A 20415-nucleotide genomic window follows, 5' to 3' on the forward strand; every position below is an offset into this window, starting at 1 on the left:
CTAGGCTCTTGTTTTTTTCGGCGGCCTATATAGATAACAACGATTCTTCGCGGTTGAAGCTAATTTTATTAAGCCTTAAACGTGGTGTTCTTGCTTGTGGCTGAGCGTCAGATTCATTAAGATGACTTGCGCGTTCAAGGATGAGTATTGTTCGTCGCGCCTCGTACCTAACCAACATTGACTCGTAATTTACTATGAAAAAAATATTAAATGGTGCTCTGTGTGCATCTTTATTGTTTATCACCGCCTGTGGTGATAACGCCGATACCAACACTGACACCTCGGCCGCTCCAACGGCGCCAGTTACAAAGACGGCGGCCGGAGAAAAGGCCGACTATCAGGTTAAACACCGAGCCAGTTTGGCTCGGGCTCTCCCAGATAAAACAGTGGCCTACTTAAGGATTCCCCATCTTGCGGGATACATCACCACTCCGCAGGCTGACGCTATTTATTCGGCGATATCTGATTCCGCTGTTCAGGCTCAGTCTAAAGAGATTATTAAGGGGATTGATGAAAATCTAATCTCTAAATTGGATGACCCTGCCATTGAGTCCATTTTGCGCCTGCTGCTCGCCAAGCAGGAGTCGCCGATTGAAGTCGCTATCATGGCTGGGGTCGCGGGTTTGATGACTCCGGAGGTCTTACTGCAGGTTAAGCTCAATATCGAAGATCAAGCTGAGCTAGAGTCGTTCTTAAGCGGGGTTGTTCAAAGTGCACAGGGATTGGTTGAGGTGACAAAAGCGCCTGAGAACGGGGAGTTTCAGTTGAGCGCAAGCGGAATGGCTGTCTTTGGTCACTTCGATTCTGCCACTAAGGACTTTTTACTTTTTGGTGGACCAACCGCGATTGAGTCAAAATTGGCTCAATATCGTAGCCAAAGTCTGGAGTCTCATGACCATCTGCATGTGTTCGAGCAACGGTTCGACAGCGCTGGAGCCGGACTGGCTCTATGGGCGGATGTGTCTCAATTATGGACCTTAGCCGCGCCAATGGCGCCGCCAGAGATTATGGCTATGTTGACGAGCTTTAAAGTTCAAGACACTCAATTCGCGTATTTGGGGACTGGGGCTATAGACGGCGTTGGAAGCTCCCGATTGCATTTGCAATATAAAGAGGGGAAGTCCAGCCCATTTAGATTCTTGCCATCGAATTCAGTCTCTAACGCGAAAACCGTTGGCCAGGTAGAGTATGCTGCCACCTTGCCGATGATCAGTAGTGAAAACGTAGAGCAGCTGATTGCCATTGATAACCAGTTCAGTAAATCACCGTCCTTAGAGTCGTCAGTGGGTGACATTCGAAGAACTGCTAAGTCGGAACTGGGCGTTGATTTTGATCAATTGGTGGGAACGTTCGGACCCAGCATCACGGTCGTCAAGGACGCGTCTGGTGTATGGGGTAGCCTGCAGATCAAAGATCAAGAAGCGTTTAAAGGTTTGATCTCCTTAAGCACTGAAAAGCTTGGCGCTAAGTTTCAAACCAGCTCTGTCGGCGATTTAGACATAGCTCATTACACATTTCCGAGTATTGGCAAATTGGCGATGTTGACTCAAAGTGACGCGGCTGAATCGGAACAGGTTCCAGAGGCTTTATTGCAAATTATTGCTGGAAGCAACACTCATCTGTATATGACTCGCGAAGGCAGCAACATGATAGTTGCAACCTTGCCGCAAGTATTGATTGCACGCGAACGCCACAAGGGCAAAGACACCGTGGCAGACTGGTTTGAAAAGCAACGCACGCATAACTCCACGAGCCTGTTTTCGTTCACGGCACAGGTGCAAGACTTGCCAACGAAAGCCTATCATATGTACCTTTCTGGCATTCAATCATTGAGTGATATCGCCGGTATTGAGCCCAATTTGGTCAGTCTTCCGCTTGCAGAGGATCTCGCGTTGGCTGATACCGGGCGGATTGGCGCGTTGGTTCAGACTGGAGAGCAGGAGCTCTCTTTGGTCATAAACTATTCACAATCTCCCGCAGACTTTCTATTTGGTGGAAATACCATGGCAATGGTCGCTGTGACAGGCGTATTAGCTGCGGTGGCCATTCCAGCGTATCAGGATTACACAATCCGAGCGAAGGTCGGTTCCTCCTTGATGTCGGCATCGGCTGTCAAGGTGGGAATTGCCGAGTACTTCATCGATAACGGTCGTTTTCCAACCGGTAATGCGTCGAGTGCATTTCAAAATGACAATGGAGCGTGGTTTGACGTAGAGCGTGAGCAAATTGTGATAGATCTTGGCGTAACGGTGCCAGAACTCGACGGTGGTTATATTTTTCTCACACCGGATGCTAGCGAAGGTGGCGTCTTAAATTGGGGTTGTTCCAGTGAGGGTGTTAGGGTGGCTGTATTGCCAAGCAGCTGCCGCAACTGATTAGAATTATTACCTTCAATGATTGTTCTATAACGCTTGGGCATAAAAAAACCAGCTACATACAGCTGGTTTTTTTTAGCTAAGAATTGGAACAAGATGGTAGCTATGACTGGACTTGAACCAGTGACCCCAGCATTATGAATGCTGTGCTCTAACCAACTGAGCTACATAGCCATCTTTTGCATCTTAGGCCTCAGAATAAACACGTTTCCGAGGTGGCGAGAATTTACACTTAGCATCGACTATAGTCAAGCAAAGTTACGGTTTTTTGCGTACAAAAAGACATTTTTCTGTTTCTTTTTAAACTGGCCCCTTGCTGTAAAATAAAGAGACCTAAGTAAGGCAAAAACTACGTTTTGGCTAAAACATTCGCCAGTATTTTTTGATAGATTTTAGACAGTTGTCCTGGCGCTTCTGCACTTACGCATTCATTTACTTTATGAATTGTCGCATTGACTGGGCCGAGTTCCACGACTTGAGTGCCGGTTGGTGCAATGAATCTACCGTCTGATGTGCCTCCGCTCGTCGAGAGCTTGGCTTCGATGCCTGTCTCAGACTTAATTGCGTCAATACAGGCGTCAACTAATTTTCCGCGCTCAGTGAGGAATGGTAGGCCAAATGTGGTCCACTTAGTTTCAAAATGGACATTTAAGCTTTGTAGCTTTTCAGTGACGATTCGCTCGATTTGGTCCGCGTCAATTTCTGTGGAATGGCGAAGATTAAACGTGATAGTCACGTCTCCCGGGATGACGTTGGTTGCGCCAGTACCACCAGCGATGTTTGAGATTTGAAAGGTTGTAGGTGGAAAATACTCATTTCCTTGGTCCCATTCAATTTGCTTTAGCGCATTGATGACGTCACCAGCATGATGTATGGGGTTGTCGGCAAGATGAGGGTACGCGACATGCCCTTGTGTGCCAATAATGTTAAGAATGCATCCGACAGAGCCGCGACGTCCATTTTTTATCACGTCTCCTAACTCATCGGTAGAGCTGGGTTCGCCGACCAAACAATAATCTATCTTCTCATTGCGAGCCTCTAGAGTTTCAATCACTTTAACCGTGCCACACGTGGAAGGGCCTTCTTCATCTGAGGTGATTAACAGTGCGATGGTACCGTTATGGTCTGGGTGCTCTTTGACAAAGTCTTCGATGCTGGTAATGAAGGCAGCGAGAGATGTTTTCATGTCCGCCGCACCCCGTCCGTAAAGCATGCCGTCTTTAATGATGGGGTCAAATGGTTGTGTGTTCCAACGCTTGAGCTCGCCCGTTGGCACGACGTCTGTGTGGCCCGCAAAAGCTAACACAGGTTTGCTTGTGCCACGTTTGGCCCAGAAGTTCTTAACCGCTCCGTGTTCATCGGCGAAATCGAGGCTTTCAATTGTGAAACCACATGCTTCAAGGCGTTTTGACATCAATTCTTGGCAGCCTGCGTCTAATGGCGTGACTGACGGGGCAGCAATGAGCTCTTTGGTAAGCTCTAGCGTTGGATTACTCATGTTATTAGTCGACTCTCAACAATTCGTTTAGGCCCGTCTTGCTGCGTGTTTTCGCATCCACTTTTTTAACGATAACCGCACAGTAGAGGCTGTGAGTGCCGCATTTGCTTGGAATTGAACCTGAAACAACCACCGACCCGGCTGGAATTCTGCCGTAAGTTACGTCACCCGTTTCACGGTCTAGAATCTTGGTACTTTGACCAATATATACTCCCATCGAAATGACCGACCCTTCCTCTACTACAACACCTTCTACGATCTCAGAACGAGCGCCGATAAAGCAGTTGTCTTCAATGATCACTGGGCCTGCTTGAATCGGCTCTAATACGCCGCCGATACCAACGCCTCCAGAAAGGTGTACGTTTTTACCAATTTGCGCACACGACCCTACGGTGGCCCAGGTGTCTACCATGCTGCCTGAATCAACGTATGCACCAATGTTGACATAACTCGGCATTAGTACGACGCCTGAGGCTATGTAAGAACCTTTGCGTACCGCAGCAGGAGGAACAACGCGAAAACCGTCTTGTTTAAAACGTGCTTCATCGTAATCAGCAAATTTTGATGGCACTTTGTCGAAATAGTTAGTTTCGGCGCCTGGCATTAGTTCGTTATCTCTAATGGCGAAAGACAGAAGCACGGCCTTTTTGAGCCATTGGTTTACTACCCATTGGCCATCCACTTTTTCCGCCACCCTTGCTTGTCCACGGTCTAACATATCAATGGCTGATTCAACCGCTTCCTTGATCTTGGTGTCAACAGTGCTGGGTGAGAGTGAAGAACGGTTCTCAAACGCTTGTTCGATAATTGTTTGTAATTGGGCAGTCATGATCTTTATTTTTTGCTAGTTTTGGGTGCTAAATACGTGGCGCGATTATCAACTATCACGAGCTAATACGCTATGAGGTTTGTGTTAAATATTCTGTTTTTAGATTGTTTTATGCAGATTTTGCGGAGGCGGGACGTCGGTCCAGAGCTTCACAAATTTGTTGCTCAAGCTTCTTAAGTATGCCGCTGTCAGTCACCGGACTATGATCTCCGTGCCTAATATAGAAGACGTCTTCAGCGCGTTCGCCGAATGTTGCGATTCGAGCGCTTAACAAAATCATATTGTGTAGCTTTAATATGACAGCGACGTTATGCAATAAGCCCGGTTGGTCTTGAGCGATAACTTCCATTGCGGTGTAGCTGTTGTTATTAAATAGAAAACGTACACTGGGTTTAATTGGAAAGTGTTTGAGTGCTCTTGAGGTGTTACGTCTTGAAATCGCATCCCCTTGATCGTGCTCAAGTATCAAGCCTCTTAATGTGGACTCGAGGTGACGCATGTAGTCGCGCTTTACCGCTAACTCCGATTCTGGGGCAACAGCATTAAATGTGTAAAGCGCAAAGCCGTTGTTGGTGAGTTGTAAGCGTGCTTCAATAATATTGAGTTCCAAGGCGTCAAAGGAGCCAGTCACCTGCGTAAGAAGGCGGTTTGTCTCAGGCGCGAAGACGAAAAACATGTTTGCCTGAAGCCGTTCGCTGAACCTCACGGAGACCAGTGGTACGTTGATAGCCGAAGATTTTATTAGGCTGCCGGCGTGCCAAGCTATGTAGTAGGGCTCATTACGGATAAAATAGTCTTTGGGAAGTGTATTCCAAAACTGATTTAGCGTGGCTTCGTTTATCGACTTTTCGCCAACCTGTACTTTAAGTAGTTCTACCGCAGCCTTTTTGTCGTCCGCAACGTGTTCGTCTGCGTTAAGTGGTTGTGCCACACCCTGGCGTAAGGCAGTTCTTGTTGCCGTGTATAAGTCAAGCAAGAGTTGCCCCTTCCAAGCGTTCCAGACTTTAGGGCTGGTGCCGCGAATATCGGCAAGGGTCAAAAGGTATAGGTTGTCGAGGTGCTCTTGGTCTCCAACGATGTCGGCAAACTCCTTGATCACTTCAGGGTCTGAGGTGTCTCGCCGTTGTGAGAAGTGAGACATGCGAAGGTGGTTCAATACTAACCATCCGACCAGTTTGGCATCGTACTCGGTTAAGCCATGATTGATGCAAAATTCGTAGGCGTCTGGTTCACCCAGTTCTGAGTGATCTCCTCCGCGGCCTTTCGCAATGTCATGAAAGAGGGCGCCAATGAATAGCCTTTCCGGTTTGTATAGCCCTGAGAGTATCTCACTTGCAATGGGAAATTCTTCTGGGTACTTTCTTAGCCGAGTTATGTTTTCGATTACTTTTAAAGTGTGGCCATCGACGGTGTATACGTGAAAAAGGTCGTGTTGCATCTGGCCAACGATGGCACCAAAAGAGGGAAGATACGCTCCGAGTAGTCCATAAGCATTCATTCGAGCCAATGCGTTAGTCAGACCTATCCCTTCATGTTTGAACATTTTTAGGAACAATTCTTTGGCTTGAATCGTGTTGCGAAACTGGTTGTTGATTAAATCCAGATTTGCTCGGATTGATCGGATGGTATCTGGGTGAATTCCAGTTATCTTATGATCTTGCATCAAGGTGAACAGCTTTAGCATCTGTGATGGCTGCTCTTTGAATAGCTGAGGGTCCCGTTGCTCAATAAGCTTGCTTCGCAGCACAAAGTTTTCATCTATGGTGCGACCGACGGCTAATTTAAAGCGTTTGCTGTTTGTTATTCGGTAGTTAGCCAACAACAATTCGTTCAAGTAGATAACGTCTTTCGCCGTTCGATAGAACCGCTTCATCAGCTGCTCTACCGCCAAATGTGCATTGGTGTCGATATACCCAAACTCATCCGCCAGTTGTCTTTGCGTGTCGAACAAAAGCCGGTCTTCGTGCCGGTTTGTTATCAAATGCAGTCCTGCGCGCATTTTCCAAAGAATGTTACGAGCTCGTATTAAGATCCGGTATTCGTTGTTATTGATCAGTCCTTGCTCATTCATTTCTCTGAATGAACGGGTGCCGTAGTGCCGGTTATAAACCCAAAGTATCGTTTGAAGGTCTCTTAGGCCTCCTGGGCTTTCCTTAATATTGGGCTCTAATGAATAGGCGGTGTCTTGAAATTGCTTGTGCCGAGCCGTTTGTTCATCGACTTTGCCATTGAAAAACACATTTGGAGACCAGGTTCGTGCTCCGCGTATTTTTTCATCTAGTGCAGACAGCAAGCCTTTGCTGCCAGCTAAGTGTCTTGCTTCCAACAGGTTAGTCATGATCGTAAGGTCGCCCCGTGCTTCCTTCACGCAGTCCTTAGTTGACCTGACGCTATGGCCAATCTCAAGACCGATATCCCAAAGCATTCTGATAAAGCGCTCAACGAATTCCGAAATGCTATCGTAGTCATTGTCGCCTAGCAATATGAGCAGGTCTACGTCGGACTTGGGATGCAGTTCGCGTCGACCATACCCGCCAACGGCGACCAGTTCTATCTTTTTACCGTCTGCTGACTGGGCGTAGTAGTGATCCCATACTATGCGGACTAATTCATCGATCATCCAGGTGAATTTATCGATGAGGTCTGCCGACGAGACACCTGCGTTTTGATGAACCTGTAAGTGTTCTAGCGCGCCTTTTATAGTTTGTTTAAATGGCGCTATGGGAAGGTCTGGTTTGTCACCCTTCAGCTCTTTTGCCAAATTGTTTTTAAAGAGCGCGGGGTTTAACAGTTTACTTTTGGCAAAATGCATTTGATGACCTTACGTGTTGACGAGGTTGACGAGGACCTAGGGCAGGACAGCGCCTTCGGAATTGGTCAAAATTTCATATCCATCGCTGGTAACAAGAAGCGTGTGCTCCCATTGAGCCGAAAGAGAGTGATCTCTAGTGACGACTGTCCAGTTATCAGAAAGGAGCCTAGTTTCTTTGCGGCCTGCGTTAATCATTGGCTCAATCGTGAATGTCATTCCTTCTTGTAAAGTCAAGCCAGTGCCTGGTCGACCATAATGTAATACTTGAGGTTCTTCATGAAACACTTTGCCTATGCCATGACCGCAATACTCTCTAACAACAGAAAAATTGTTACTTTCAGTGTGTTTTTGAATGGCGTGACCGATGTCGCCGAGCTGAATTCCTGGCTTTACCATATCGATTCCTATGAGCATTGCTTCTTTGGCAATTTCAGACAATCGTTTAGCTAGAATGCTGGGTTTGCCAACGTAATACATCCGGCTGTTATCGCCGTGGTACTCATCTTTGATGACGGTGACATCGATATTAATGATGTCACCCTTTTTTAGTTTTTTGGTTCCGGGAATACCATGGCAGATTACGTGGTTGACCGATGTGCAGATCGACTTTGGAAAACTACGATAATTTAGAGGGGCCGGAATTCCACCTTGGACGTCCACTATGTAGTTGTGACAAATTGTGTTTAATTCGTCTGTGGTTACGCCAGCTACAACATACTCTTCAATCATGTCGAGGACTTCGCTCGCTAGGCGTCCAGCAACGCGCATTTTTTCTATTTCTTCAGGCGTTTTAATTGATACGGTCATAATCGTTTTCTAATCGCTTTATTCTGATCAATATTGTAACAAAACAAGACACCTAGGTGGCTTAGTTCTTGTGAGCAATACACTATGATTAAGATTAAAGTCGTATTTTAACGCTCACGCAGGTAAAGTGCGGTAATAATTACAATAGTGCGGTAATAATTACAATAATGGTAGGGGTGCCAGATGGCTTTTAGTAAGTTTCGCCAGGCTCAATTTAGATTGTATCGTCTATTAGAGCCTCGAGCGCTGTTTGAGTGGCAGAGTTTCTTTGCATTTAAGCCGATTCTCAAATATTTAAAGAAAGGTGATGGTCATTCTGTTGTTGTGTTTCCTGGGTTCGTATCCAGTGACCGCGCAACGCGGCCGCTGCGAAGCTTTCTTAAAGATTTAGGTTATAGAACCTATGGGTGGGGCTTAGGGACAAATTTATTATTTAACGAAAGCCTAGAGGCTGAAATGATTGCGCTTGTGAATGAAGTTTACGAGAAAAGCGGTCGAAAAGTATCTCTGGTGGGGTGGAGCTTGGGTGGCATTTATGCACGCGAGGTTGCGAAGGCTTGTAAAGGCAAGATTCGATGTGTGATTACACTCGGTAGCCCTATATCTGGAAATACTAAGCACTCTAACGCGCATAGCCTGTTCCAAGCGTTAAATGGAAAGCCGAATAAAATCGATGTGACTCGATATTTGAGTTTGAATACGCCGCCCGATGTGCCCACGACATCTATCTATTCAAAAACCGACGGTATTGTGGCGTGGGAAGGTTCGGTGCAAAAACGCGGCGAGTTTACAGAAAACGTTGAAGTACCCGCAAGTCATCTAGGGATAGGGGTTAATCCTCTTGCGCTTTACGTCGTCGCCAATAGATTGGCCGAGCCAGAAGGGAATTGGTCTAGATTTAACATTGCGGGCTTCAAGAAACTAATATATCGACGCCCTAGTAAACGTACTCAAACTAAATTGTTTGCCGCAACGGCGACGATTGATTGATAGTTACTTAGATAGTTACTTAGATAGTTACTTAGATAGTTACTTAGATAGTTACTTAGATAGTTACTTAGATAGTTACTTAGATAGTTACTTAGATAGTTACTTAGATTGCGCGGCGAGCTGGTCGCCGCGCTCAATCATGCCGTAAAAATGTCTATCTAAGAGCTACTCCACTCTCTGATAGGGGCGTGGCCAACGAAGTTGTTGGGAGTCAGTATGGTGTCAGTGGCGAAATCGCTCATCTCAGGATAGTCTAACGTATAGTGCAGCCCACGACTTTCTTTGCGAGTCATGGCGCATTCAATCGTCAACTCGGCAATGGTGGCTAAGTTTCGGAGTTCGATTAAGTCACTGTTGACTCTGAAATTGCCGTAGTACTCGACAATTTCTTCTTGCAATAGTTTGATTCGATTTTGCGCTCGCTCGAGGCGTTTTTTAGTGCGAACAATACCAACGTAGTCCCACATAAATCGTCGCGTTTCGTCCCAGTTGTGTGATACCACAATGCGCTCGTCAGGGTCTGAGACCTTGCTTTCGTCCCATTCCGGGAGAATGGGGAATTGTTCTTTTTCAGGTCTGTTTAAACGCGTGGCGATATCTTTGGCGGCTGATTCTGCAATCACTAGGCATTCTAGTAACGAGTTACTAGCAAGTCGATTTGCTCCATGTAGGCCAGTGCAGCTGCTTTCTCCAACCGCGTAGAGCCGTTTTAAGTCTGTTCGACCATTGAGGTCGGTTAAAATGCCGCCGCATGTGTAATGAGCTGCAGGCACGACGGGAATGGGTTGGCTCGTCATGTCATAGCCATAACTTTCGCAGCTTTCAGCGATGTTGGGGAAGTGGTCGAGAATGAAGTCTTTATCCTTATGGCTGATGTCTAAAAACACCGAATCAAAACCACCTTTTTTCATTTCATAATCGATGGCTCTGGCAACAATGTCACGAGGAGCAAGCTCTTCTTGCGGATGGTGCTCAGGCATAAAGCGATCACCGTTTGGAAGCCGCAGTAGACCACCTTCACCGCGCACCGCCTCTGAAATGAGAGACCCTTTGGCGTAAGGATGGTAGAGGCAAGTAGGGTGAAACTGAACGAATTCCATGTTTGCGATACGGCAGCCAGCACGCCATGCCATGGCTATGCCATCGCCAGTAGAAGTGTCTGGGTTTGTAGTGTACAGATAGGCTTTCGAAGCACCGCCAGTCGATAGGATGACAGCGCGTGCTGAGTAGGTTTCGATTTTATTGTTATCAATATCCAGCGCATACGCGCCAAAACAACGAGAGGAATCCTTTTTCTTCAGTTTTTGAGAAGTAATAAGATCAATGGCTATGTGATTCTCAAGAATCGTTACGTTTGGTTGCTGGCGAACATGCGATTCGAGTGTTGTTTCCACTTCTCTACCAGTGGCGTCTTTTGCATGAATAACGCGTCGGTGAGAGTGGCCGCCTTCGCGCGTTAAATGGTAGTTTCCATCGACACCATCGTATTCAGGCCCTTCTTCAATTGTGAATTTAACGCCTTTATCTATCAGCCAGTTTATTGCGTCTGGTGCCCCTTCAACCACTTTACGTACAGCATCATCTTTACACAAGCCAGCGCCAGCAACGTGAGTATCGCTAATGTGGTTTTCAAAATTATCGTCTTTGTCTAAAACAGCGGCGATTCCACCTTGCGCATACAGGCTTGACCCCTCCGTCAGATCGCTCTTAGACAGTAACGTGATGGATATGTCTTGTTCAGCTAATTGCAGCGCTAAGCTTAACCCTGCCGCGCCTCCGCCAATTATCAATACATCGCTGTGATTTTTGTTCATTGTGTCGGTGATGATGCTTTTAAATGCTCTGTTGGCCGGGCAGTATACCAAAACAAAGTCGAAAATTTGCTTCTGGTGACTAAAGTGAGTGTGTTCGCTAACGTGGTTTGCTAAAATACTCCGTCGCGAGCATCTCGGTGCTCGTTTTGTTTATTTTCACAGCTATGAAAACAGGTTCAAACGCGCCATGTCGCACGATATAAGTAAAATTCGAAACTTCTCCATTATCGCGCACATTGATCATGGCAAGTCGACCATTGCGGATCGTTTTATCTCTCATTGTGGGGGCTTAAGTGATAGAGAAATGGCCGATCAGGTCTTAGATTCAATGGATATTGAGCGAGAGCGCGGTATCACGATCAAGGCGCAAAGTGTGGCTTTGGACTACACCTCTAAGGTAGACGGGCACACCTATCAGCTGAACATGATAGACACGCCAGGGCACGTCGATTTTTCTTATGAAGTTTCCAGATCGCTAACCGCTTGTGAAGGTGCGTTGTTGGTGGTGGATGCATCACAGGGAGTCGAGGCTCAAACGGTGGCTAATTGTTATACCGCTGTTGATCTCGGTTTAGAAGTTCTACCGGTATTGAATAAAATTGACCTGCCTGCGGCTGATGTGGACAGAGTAAGCGAGGAAATTGAAGACGTTGTGGGCATCGACTGCTCCGGTGCCTTGCATGTCAGCGCCAAGAATGGAATTGGCATAGAAGACTTGCTTGAGCAAATTGTTAAAGAACTGCCAGCGCCCGAGGGTGATATGGCGGCTCCTATGTCAGCATTGATCATGGATTCATGGTTTGATAACTACCTTGGAACCGTTGCGCTTATTCGAATTATTTCTGGATCCATTAAAAAGCGTGAAAAAATCAAGATGATGTCCTCGGGAATTGAATACCAAGTAGAAGACCTTGGTATATTTACCCCTAAACGCGTGCCGAAAAATGAATTGCTTGTCGGTGAAGTCGGTTATTTGATCTCCGGTGTAAAAGACATTTCTGGGGCGAAGGTCGGTGACACGATTACGCATGCCAAACATGGTATTGATGTGGCTTTACCTGGCTTTAAAGAAGTTCAGCCAAGAGTTTTCGCAGGCTTATACCCAATCAACTCGGCCGACTACGATTCTTTTCGTGATGCCCTCGGCAAATTGAGCTTGAATGACGCTTCTCTAATTTACGATCCAGAAGTGTCTGATGCGTTAGGCTTGGGGTTTCGTTGTGGCTTCTTAGGAATGCTCCATATGGAGATCATTCAAGAGCGTCTTGAACGCGAATATGACATGGATTTGATCACTACGGCGCCGACCGTGGTGTATGACGTATTGTTAAAGAATGGTGACGAGCTCGAGGTGGATAATCCGTCTGCCTTACCCGATTTGTCTAGAATTGAGGAGATCCGAGAGCCCATCATTGAAGCAAATATGCTGATGCCCGAAGAATATATTGGGGCCGTCATGACGCTGTGTATTGAAAAACGAGGGATACAAAAAAATATTCAGTATCTCGGTCGACAAGTTATGTTGAACTTTGAATTGCCGCTAAATGAGGTGGTGATGGATTTCTTTGATCGACTTAAGTCAGTGAGCCGAGGTTATGCGTCGCTTGATTATGAAGTAAAGGAGTATCGCGCGTCAGATATGGTTAAAGTTGATGTTCTGATTAATGGTGATCCTGTGGATCCGCTTGCCATTCTTGTGCATCGTGAACAGTCTATTTATCGGGGTAGGGAACTTGTAAAACGCATGCGAGAGTTGATACCACGACAAATGTTTGATGTGGCAATTCAAGCTGCAATTGGTTCTAAAGTAATAGCCCGTGAAACGGTTAAAGCACTTCGTAAAAATGTGACGGCCAAGTGTTATGGTGGTGATGCGTCGCGTAAGCGTAAACTGTTAGAAAAACAAAAAGAAGGTAAGAAGAGAATGAAGCAAATTGGTTCTGTTGAAATACCTCAAGAGGCTTTCCTCGCTGTACTAAAAACAACGGACGACTAATGCAACTATTTGAAATTATACTGTTTTCAGTAATCTGCGTTTGCGCGGTAGTGATGCTCTATTACCGCTTTATTAACCCAGAACCAGCACAACAAGACCCAGAACCCGTGGCGCTGGATTACGCGCGTTCATTTTTCCCAGTTTTGTTATTGGTATTTTTATTGAGAGGGTTTGTTGCTGAGCCGTTTCGAATACCCTCAGGTTCCATGTTATCGAACTTAGAGGTTGGCGATTTTATTTTGGTTAATAAGTTCAGCTACGGTGTCAGGTTGCCAATTCTACATAAAAAGGTGTTAGACATGAATGAGCCCGATCGTGGTGATATTGTTGTGTTTAGGTATCCTCCACAGCCAAGTTTGAACTACATAAAGAGGCTTATCGGTGTGCCAGGCGACGTCATACGATATGATGAGCGGCGTAAACAGCTGTACGTTAATGGTAAAAAGGTTGAAAAGACGGCGACCGGCACTTACCTCCCATACGGTGAGAGCGAGGAAAGTTTGACGTTTGATCAAACAATAGCTCGAACTGATGGCACCAAAGTTAAATTTCCTATTCTCAATGCCAACGGTCGATACGTTCGCCGGACTAGCATTTCTGGAACGTGGGTAGTGCCAGAAGGCCATTATTTTGTCATGGGCGATAATCGCGATAATAGCGCTGACAGCAGAAGCCCTGCGTTCACCTTCGTGCCCGATGAAAATATAGTTGGTAAGGCTTTTTTCATCTGGATGCACTACGGGTTTGGTGGAGACGGGTTTGAACCATCAAGAATAGGAACCAATATCACGGCTGTTGAAGTCGAGGCGGCTAACTAGCGTTTGCCAAATCTGACTTGCGTGAGTGACAATAAATTCTCCGCTGGTTCCTTTACGCAAACTGAGATAGTCTAGAATTCAATTAGATCTGAAGCAAAATGGCAATTTGCTATAACTATATACATGTGTGTGGTGATTAATGATTTCAAATAAAGTTAGAACCTCGAATCAGCAGCTAACAAACATTGGCGCACAGGGTGGATGGACCATGTGGAGCATGATGTTTGTGATGGGCGTCGTGTTTATCGCAGCCTATATTCTTATGCAGTTGGTGCCAATCTATTCTGGGAATGAAAGTGTAAAGAACGCAATGTATGTCAGTCTTGAAGATAAGAACTTACAGCGAATAACCAGAGCCAGAATTGTTCAAGGGATGCAAAATCAACTTTACTTGGACGGTTCTAGTGGACTTTTCAATTACAAAAAAGACCTTAAAATGACTCGCAGTCGAAATACGTTTACGTTGGAAGTCGCGTATCAGCGTGAAGTTCCTCTGGTAGCCAACTTAGTACTGGTCGCCAAGTTCAATCCGAAAGTTGAGTGTGACTTGACTGGTCGCTGCGAAAAGTGATTATTACTATGTTCCTTTTGCAATTTGACGCGTGAAAACTTTAGACACGTTACAGAGTAAGCTCGCATATCACTTTTCGGACTCCAGCTTACTGTCACTGGCACTTACACACCGCAGTCGTGGCTCGAAAAACTATGAGCGGTTGGAATTCTTAGGGGATAGTATTCTCGGGTTTGTGATTGCTGATTGGCTCTACCATAACTATCCAGATTTAGCTGAAGGAAAGCTAAGTCGCATGAGGTCAAGTTTAGTTCGTAAAGAAACCCTGGCTATCGTTGCTAGAGAATTATCCTTATCGGACTACCTGATTCTTGGTGAAGGAGAATTGAAGAGTGGCGGCTTTAATCGCGACTCGATATTAGCCGACACGGTAGAAAGTTTGATTGGCGCTTTGTATTTGGACGATGGATTTGAGCGAGCTCGCGAGTTTATCTACACTCGTTTCGAACCTCATTTTCAAACTATTTCCGCTGAATCTACCCATAAGGATCCTAAAAGTCGCTTACAAGAAGCAATGCAGAAAAAGGGGATGGAGTTGCCTGAATACGAAATTGTGGATACCAAAGGCGCCCAACACAATCAGGAATTTACGGTTGAGTGTCGGCTTGAAAGCTTGTCCTTAGTGGCCAAATCTACCGCTCGTTCACGTCGTTCAGCAGAGCAAGCGGCGGCCGAAAAAGTACTAGATTTGTTTGTTGATTACATCAACCAACAGCGTAAGTTGGCCAAGTAGGCTGGCTAACCTTAATTAAATTATTTACTGAAAGAGAGACGTTTTACTATGAGCCATAAATTTGGATTCGTCACCATTGTTGGTAAGCCCAATGTGGGAAAATCAACGCTGATGAATCAAATCATCGGGCAGAAAATCAGCATAACCTCTCATCGACCTCAAACTACTCGGCATCGGATTTTAGGAATTCACACTGATGAGGAAAAACAGATCGTTTTTGTGGATACGCCAGGCATTCATTCTGTCACTAAAAAGTCTAACCGAAAGACCATCAATAAGGTGATTAATAAAACCGCGATAGCCAGCATTGATGGCGTGGACGTCGTGTGTATGATGATCACGGCGTCTGGGTGGACGGAGGGCGACAAACTTGTTTTGAATGCGCTAAAGGAAATTAGTACGCCGATCGTTTTGGTGATTAATAAAATCGATATGCTGAAGTCCATTAATGATGTTTTGCCGTTGATTGCCGAATCGAACGAGTTGGCTGAGTTTGCTGAAATTGTGCCTGTCTGCGCGATGGGGCGAGTGCAGGGCGGTAATGTCGATCGTTTAATGGACGTGTTAGAAAACTATTTACCTGAAGCCGAGGCAGGTTTTGATGAGGATCAAATTACGGATCGGAGTTTTCGCTTTTTAGTTTCAGAGTTGGTTCGAGAGCAGTTATTTAGGCGTCTAGGTGATGAATTACCATATGCTACGGCTGTGGAAGTGACTCAATTCGAGATGATTGAGGACAAAGCTCAAATACACGCCGACATTTGGGTTGAAAAAGATACCCACAAAGCCATGGTTATTGGTAAGAAGGGCGAGGCATTGAAGGCAATAGGCACTTCAGCCCGACTTAACTGCGAATCATTGTTGGAGAAGAAGGTGTTTTTGGAGCTTTTTGTGAAGGTGCGATCTGGTTGGTCGGACAACGCCAGAGATTTATACAGCCTGGGCTACGATGAAGGTAGCTAGATAAAAAGAGCCCTTTCATGCGAGTATTTCAACAGCCCGCTTACACCCTCTTAAATCGGCCATACAGCGAGACTTCTTGGATAACCGAGGTTTTTACAAGAGACTTTGGTAGAGTCGGTTTGATGGCGAAAGGCGCGCGGCGTCAGAAATCAAAGCTCAAAGGGGCTCTTCAAGCATTTCAGCCTATTTTAGTCAGTTGGTCGGGGAAAGGCGAGGTGCCCACATTGACGTCTGCGGAAATCGACTTGAATGGTTTTGATTTATTCAGTCAGGACTTAAGAGGAGATGCACTTGTATGTGGCTTTTACTGTAATGAGCTGTTGGTTAATTTGCTGCATCGTCATGATCCGCATTGTGAGCTTTATGATACTTACCACAAAACAGTATTAGCGCTATACGGCTTAGAGACTAATTTGGAAATCGCCGAAACTCTTCGAGCCTTTGAACAGGTAGTGATGAAAGAGACCGGCTATGAGGTTAGCTTTTTACTGGAGTCCGATGGTAAGACATTAATCGACGACGATGCTTTTTATCGTTTTCAGGCGGGAATGGGGTTCGTAAGACTCGTTAAGCAAGAAATTAATTCGGTCAACGGGAGAGTGATTAAGTCCTTGCACGGTTTTTCTGCTGATGACAACCCGGATTCATCACAAGCTAAATTGCTTATGCGAGAGGTTCTTGCTCAAACTTTGGGTAAAAAAAGAATTGTCAGTCGAGACTTATTCTTTCCCCGTCGGCACCAAGATTAGGTGATAATCTTTTGTATATACGTTATTTAAAATAAGAATCTTATGACTGAACATCAGAGTATAGAATTGGGCGTTAACGTTGACCATATTGCGACTCTAAGGCAAGCGAGAGGCGTGAGCTATCCAGACCCAATGCAAGCCGCTGAAATAGCGCGCAAAGCGGGTGCAGATGGCATTACAGTTCACCTTCGTGAGGATCGTCGCCACATTCAAGATTTTGATGTTTTTAATATCCGCTCTGGCGTCGAGTTACCAATGAATTTTGAAATGGCAGCGACTGCGGAAATGTTAGAGATTGCGTTAAAAGTTGAGCCATATGAATGTTGTCTAGTGCCTGAGAAGCGTGAAGAGCTTACAACAGAGGGTGGCTTGAATATTGTGGATCAACAGAGTCATCTCTCAGCTTATATATCGAGTCTAAAACAAAAAAACATTAAGGTTTCTTTGTTTATTGATCCAGATGAGTCTCAAATTCGCGCCAGTCACGACGTTGGAGCCGACATTGTCGAATTGCACACGGGAACGTATGCAGAGTGTGATGAGCGGAGTCGTGAATCGGAGCTCAACAGAATTCGTCAAGGCGCTGAGCTTTCCGCCAAACTAGGGCTTCAAGTCAATGCTGGACATGGCCTTCATTATCAAAATGTGGCTTCTGTTGCTGCGATTCCTGAGCTGAAATGCCTGAATATTGGACATTCAATTGTGGCTCGAGCAGCATTAACCGGTTTCTATGAGGCGGTGTTTGCCATGAAGCAGTTAATGAACGGAGCGAGGCTAGAGTCGGAAGGGAATGGGCTTTAAAAATTCAAATAAATTGAGCGACTATATTTGTTTTTTATAGAGGCGATACAACTTCATTACTTTCACTACGTAATTCTGAGTCTCTTTATATGGGGGGATTCCGTTGTACTTGCTAACGGCTCCCGAACCAGCATTATAGGCTGCAAGCGATAGACGCATGTCATTGTTGTAACGGTCCATCAGGTCTCTCATGTGTTGAACACCAGCTTCCACGTTGGGTTCAGGTTTGAAAGTATTTTTTGTTAACTGATAACTGGCGGCAGTCGCGGGCATTAATTGCATCAACCCCATGGCACCGGCCTTAGATAAGGCCATGTGATCGAACGCTGATTCTACGTGAACCACTGCTTTGATGAAGGCAGGCTCCAGCCCATATTTTAAAGCGGTGTTTACAATAAGGGCGTCGTATTGCGAACGTATTGGTTTAGCAAAATAGGGCGATTTATTTCCACCAGAGCGATATGGCTTGGTCTTATAGCTGCGCTTTAACTTGTAGCCTTTACGATTTGTTCGTTTATCGGTGATCAGAGTTGATCCATCTGGCTTGATATAGACGTAAACCGCGGCATTTGACGCAGGACTCACTAATGCGAATAAAAGCACAAAGCTTGTGGTAACGAGTAAGTGATAAGTCTGTTTAAATGCCATGGAAATGTTGAGCCTTGAACTTGCGGTTTCAGCGCCAGAACAATACATTGAATTAGTCAATTTGCAAAATCTTTCAATAGGGACGGTAATTAAAATAATATAATTTCGGTCTCATTGATAGTCGTTCTGTATGTTTGCCTTGTGGTAGGTCGCGAAATCGTTTTGTGATACATTCTAGAAACTTAGACGTTTAATTTTAACCGATAAAAATCCTTTTTCTTATGCCTTCATTTGATGTTGTTTCCGAGATAGATAAACCAGAGCTAAGTAACGCGCTGCACCAAGCTAATAAAGAGCTGAGTACTCGATTTGATTTTAAGGGAACCGACGCTCGCGTTGAACTCTCCGGCAGCGTATTAACCGTCTTTGCTGATAATGATTTTCAAGTAAAGCAAGCTGTTGATGTATTAAGCAACAAGTTGGCCAGCAGAGGTATTGATTTGGCTTGTCTGCATTACAATGAAATTCAAGAAATTGGGATGGACAAGGCGAAACAAGTTATTGAAATGAAAGAAGGAATAAGCAGTGATCTTGGCAGAAAGCTGGTTAAAAAAATTAAGGACCAGAAATTAAAGGTTCAAACGGCGATCCAAGGCGAACAATTAAGAGTCACTGGCAAAAAGCGTGACGATTTACAGGCGGTAATGGCATTTCTTCGTAATGAAGATACTGGTATACCGTTACAATTTAACAATTTCAGAGATTAGTAGCGTAGCCCGAGCTATGCTTATTAAGGAATTAGATAAACACACAGATCTATTAGGTAGGACCAAAATATGAAAAAAATCATCACATCCGCTGTCACGAGCTTATTTTTGTTGGCCGGATCAATTTACGCCTCAGATGCGAAGGCTTCCGATGCGGATATTGAAAAAGTGCGTGCAGAATTAAGTAAGATGATACCTGCAGCTACTGATGCTGACATTGTCTCTACTGAGGCTGAGGGAGTGTATCGATTGGGAATCCAAGGAAGCTTTGCGTATGCTTATGTGGCTGGGGATCACATTCTAATCGGCGATCTTTATAATTCGAAAACGAAAGATAATTTGGGTGATGTTGCGCAGGCAGAGTTTCTGTCTAAAGAGCTTGATAGTTTTAAGGACAAAATGATTGTGTTTGGCCCAAAGGACGCTAAGCACCACATCACGGTTTTTACTGATATTGATTGTGGTTATTGCCGCAAGTTGCATCAAGAGGTGCCTGATTTAACTAAGGCTGGTGTCCAAGTTCGATATTTGGCGTTCCCACGTGCAGGCGTTGGTTCTGAAAGTTACAAGAAATACGTTTCGGTATGGTGTAATGATGACCCTCAGAAAGCGCTCACTGATGCTAAGTCAGGACGTTTTGTCGAGCCCGCAAATTGCGATAACCCAATTGCAGACACTTACAATCTCGGCCGTCAGTCGGCCGTTAGTGGAACTCCTACCATTATTTTTGCTGACGGTACGCGTGCTCCAGGTTACCTGCCTAGTGCGCAATTACTTGGCCGAATGGGGATTAGTAGCGAGGGTGCTGAATAGTATTCAGGTGCTCAAAGCGCGAGCAAAGAAAAAGGAGCCGAGAGGCTCCTTTTTTTGTTCAAGTTCATTGTATAAAACAATGAATAGCAACGGCTAAAACGCGTTGCTTAGGGTCTGTTTATTAGCGTTCCAGCAATTCAAGTTTGCCTTCTTTTTCAGCCCACTCATCGGCATCTTCAAGTGCGGGTTTTTTCTCAGTGATAACTGGCCAAATCTCCGACAGCTCGGCGTTAAGCTCTAAGTAGTGTTCGTCTTTGGATTCCAGATCATCGTCCGCAACGATGGCGCCTACAGGACATTCAGGTTCGCATAAACTGCAATCAATGCATTCCTCAGGATCGATCACTAGAAAGTTCGGACCTTCATGGAAGCAGTCTACTGGGCACACTTCAACGCAATCTGTGTATTTACACTTAATGCATTCTTCTTTAACTACGTATGTCATTCGGTTCTCCGATTCTCTCTTACTCTATTTGCCCTTCATACTACTG

Annotated in this window: 18 protein-coding genes and 1 tRNA gene; 11 read left to right on the plus strand and 8 right to left on the minus strand. The window is 45.3% G+C overall.

Annotation, left to right across the window (positions count from 1 at the left end; genetic code table 11):
* Positions 1-194 precede the first annotated feature (194 nt).
* The gene (locus ABWW54_RS10480; RefSeq protein ID WP_353412203.1) at positions 195-2375 is read left to right on the plus strand and encodes a pilin; all 2181 of its coding nucleotides are present in this window, start codon (positions 195-197) and stop codon (positions 2373-2375) included.
* A gap of 97 nt (positions 2376-2472) precedes the next feature.
* Here ABWW54_RS10480 and ABWW54_RS10485 read toward each other — a convergent pair.
* The 5 genes from ABWW54_RS10485 to map form a co-directional block, all read right to left on the minus strand.
* A tRNA-Met gene (locus ABWW54_RS10485) sits at positions 2473-2549 on the minus strand.
* A gap of 175 nt (positions 2550-2724) precedes the next feature.
* Positions 2725-3873 carry a succinyl-diaminopimelate desuccinylase gene (gene dapE, locus ABWW54_RS10490; RefSeq protein WP_353412204.1) on the minus strand — a complete coding sequence of 383 codons (1149 nt, stop codon included), beginning with the start codon at positions 3871-3873 and terminating at the stop codon, positions 2725-2727.
* Positions 3874-3877: 4 nt separating this feature from the next.
* Positions 3878-4702: a 2,3,4,5-tetrahydropyridine-2,6-dicarboxylate N-succinyltransferase gene (gene dapD / locus ABWW54_RS10495; RefSeq protein WP_353412205.1), complete on the minus strand. Its 825-nt coding sequence runs from the start codon at positions 4700-4702 to the stop codon at positions 3878-3880.
* A 109-nt stretch (positions 4703-4811) separates the two neighbouring features.
* Entirely contained in the window at positions 4812-7514 is a 2703-nt protein-coding gene (glnD, locus tag ABWW54_RS10500) for a [protein-PII] uridylyltransferase (RefSeq protein WP_353412206.1), read from the minus strand.
* A gap of 36 nt (positions 7515-7550) precedes the next feature.
* On the minus strand, positions 7551-8321 hold the full coding sequence (gene map / locus ABWW54_RS10505) for a type I methionyl aminopeptidase (protein ID WP_353412207.1): 771 nt from the start codon (positions 8319-8321) through the stop codon (positions 7551-7553).
* A gap of 183 nt (positions 8322-8504) precedes the next feature.
* Here map and ABWW54_RS10510 point away from each other — a divergent pair, with 183 nt between their 5' ends.
* On the plus strand, positions 8505-9311 hold the full coding sequence (locus tag ABWW54_RS10510; RefSeq protein WP_353412208.1) for an esterase/lipase family protein: 807 nt from the start codon (positions 8505-8507) through the stop codon (positions 9309-9311).
* 158 nt (positions 9312-9469) lie between these two features.
* Here the strand turns inward: ABWW54_RS10510 and nadB are convergent, their stop codons facing one another.
* Positions 9470-11125 (minus strand): L-aspartate oxidase, encoded by a 1656-nt coding sequence (gene nadB, locus ABWW54_RS10515; RefSeq protein ID WP_353412209.1) that lies wholly within the window; start codon positions 11123-11125, stop codon positions 9470-9472.
* Positions 11126-11324: 199 nt separating this feature from the next.
* Between nadB and lepA the strand changes: the two genes are divergently transcribed.
* The 7 genes from lepA to pdxJ all read left to right on the plus strand — a co-directional run bounded on the left by lepA (position 11325) and on the right by pdxJ (position 17756).
* Positions 11325-13121 carry a translation elongation factor 4 gene (gene lepA / locus ABWW54_RS10520; RefSeq protein ID WP_353412395.1) on the plus strand — a complete coding sequence of 599 codons (1797 nt, stop codon included), beginning with the start codon at positions 11325-11327 and terminating at the stop codon, positions 13119-13121.
* The gene (lepB, locus tag ABWW54_RS10525; RefSeq protein ID WP_353412210.1) at positions 13121-13939 is read left to right on the plus strand and encodes a signal peptidase I; all 819 of its coding nucleotides are present in this window, start codon (positions 13121-13123) and stop codon (positions 13937-13939) included. The genes lepA and lepB overlap by 1 nt, the downstream gene beginning before the upstream one ends.
* Positions 13940-14078: 139 nt before the next feature.
* On the plus strand, positions 14079-14510 hold the full coding sequence (locus tag ABWW54_RS10530) for a DUF4845 domain-containing protein (RefSeq protein ID WP_353412211.1): 432 nt from the start codon (positions 14079-14081) through the stop codon (positions 14508-14510).
* Between the two features lie 31 nt (positions 14511-14541).
* Complete coding sequence (rnc, locus tag ABWW54_RS10535) at positions 14542-15243, plus strand: ribonuclease III (RefSeq protein ID WP_353412212.1); 702 nt, start codon at positions 14542-14544, stop codon at positions 15241-15243.
* A 48-nt stretch (positions 15244-15291) separates the two neighbouring features.
* The gene (era, locus tag ABWW54_RS10540; protein WP_353412213.1) at positions 15292-16206 is read left to right on the plus strand and encodes a GTPase Era; all 915 of its coding nucleotides are present in this window, start codon (positions 15292-15294) and stop codon (positions 16204-16206) included.
* A 17-nt stretch (positions 16207-16223) separates the two neighbouring features.
* Complete coding sequence (recO, locus tag ABWW54_RS10545; protein ID WP_353412214.1) at positions 16224-16955, plus strand: DNA repair protein RecO; 732 nt, start codon at positions 16224-16226, stop codon at positions 16953-16955.
* 42 nt (positions 16956-16997) lie between these two features.
* Positions 16998-17756: a pyridoxine 5'-phosphate synthase gene (gene pdxJ, locus ABWW54_RS10550; protein ID WP_353412215.1), complete on the plus strand. Its 759-nt coding sequence runs from the start codon at positions 16998-17000 to the stop codon at positions 17754-17756.
* A 21-nt stretch (positions 17757-17777) separates the two neighbouring features.
* Here pdxJ and ABWW54_RS10555 read toward each other — a convergent pair whose 3' ends face one another.
* Positions 17778-18404, minus strand: coding sequence for a lytic transglycosylase domain-containing protein (locus ABWW54_RS10555; RefSeq protein WP_353412216.1), 627 nt, complete (start codon positions 18402-18404; stop codon positions 17778-17780).
* A gap of 221 nt (positions 18405-18625) precedes the next feature.
* On the opposite strand from ABWW54_RS10555, the gene ABWW54_RS10560 reads away from it, so the two are divergent.
* Entirely contained in the window at positions 18626-19111 is a 486-nt protein-coding gene (locus ABWW54_RS10560; RefSeq protein WP_353412217.1) for a YajQ family cyclic di-GMP-binding protein, read from the plus strand.
* 69 nt (positions 19112-19180) lie between these two features.
* Entirely contained in the window at positions 19181-19924 is a 744-nt protein-coding gene (locus ABWW54_RS10565) for a DsbC family protein (protein ID WP_353412218.1), read from the plus strand.
* A gap of 121 nt (positions 19925-20045) precedes the next feature.
* Here the strand turns inward: ABWW54_RS10565 and fdxA are convergent, their stop codons facing one another.
* Complete coding sequence (fdxA, locus tag ABWW54_RS10570; RefSeq protein WP_353412219.1) at positions 20046-20369, minus strand: ferredoxin FdxA; 324 nt, start codon at positions 20367-20369, stop codon at positions 20046-20048.
* Positions 20370-20415 lie beyond the last annotated feature (46 nt).

Source organism: Arenicella sp. 4NH20-0111 (assembly GCF_040366405.1).
Classification (GTDB): Bacteria; Pseudomonadota; Gammaproteobacteria; order Arenicellales; family Arenicellaceae; genus Arenicella.